Source organism: Leptolyngbya sp. CCY15150 (assembly GCF_016888135.1).
Lineage (GTDB): Bacteria > Cyanobacteriota > Cyanobacteriia > RECH01 > RECH01 > RECH01.
Genome location: NZ_JACSWB010000080.1, coordinates 1 through 936 on the forward strand (window position 1 = coordinate 1; position 936 = coordinate 936).

The window sequence follows — 936 nt, forward strand, 5'->3', positions numbered from 1 at the left end:
ATTGCAACCCGCTACGAGAAGAAGGCTGAGAACTACCTCGCCATGCTGACTCTAGCTTCTATCATGCTGTGGCTATAGTTTTAAAACAGAGCCTAGTCTCTTTGCGCTTGGTACGACTGTTGCGTGGCGTTCGCCCGCTGTCAGCACAAAGGTGATGGGTAAGCCATTGCCATCACAACGCAAATGTATTTTGGTACTAAATTCTCCCTGGGAGCGCCCTAAGGCCTCTCGTGCTTGCACCTGTTTAAGCTCAGAGCGCTCAGAGTCTGGCTTTAGTCCCCCCTTTTTGCCCCTGCCGCATGTTGATGAGCACGGATGATACTTCCATCGACGAAATGGATCTCCCAATTAATCTGACCTTTGGCATCCGCTTCTTCCTGGAGGGTCGCAAATACCTGCTGCCACAGACCCGTTTTGCGCCAATGGTAAAACCGTCCTGAAACCGTTGACCATGGTCCATAGCGTTCCGGCAAGTCTCGCCATGGGGCACCCGTTCGCAGAATCCACAGGATGCCGTTGACGATAGTGCGATGATCTTTGGCCGGGCACCCGGTATGAGGTTTCTGATGCGGCAGCAAGGGCTTGATCCGTTCCCACTGCTGGTTGGTCATGTCTCCTCGGCGGATGCTTCTGAGGGCTTGGATAGTCATGGACATCAATCAGGTAGCTACACAGGTAGCTACACTACTTCCAGTATGCCAAAGGGTTTTAAAACACGCCCTAGATTAAGCCTTTTAATATATCTGCAGTAGCTGCAGCAGTATTCTCCATGACTGGTTGAGCTGCACTTCTAATATGACAACTGGAAAAGTGGTACAAAACGAGCAGTCGTAGACATAATACTTATCGCTCTTCAATGACTCTAGGCAGAAGAAAACTCTCGTAGCGTCGTAGCAGGCACTCCTCGAAATTGATTCATAAGCCGTATGAGCATCT

Annotated in this window: 1 pseudogene; it reads right to left on the reverse strand. The window is 50.2% G+C overall.

Annotation, left to right across the window (positions count from 1 at the left end):
- Positions 1–123: 123 nt before the first annotated feature.
- Positions 124–626, reverse strand: a pseudogene (locus JUJ53_RS00590) (IS5 family transposase); the annotation flags it as partial.
- Positions 627–936: the final 310 nt, after the last annotated feature.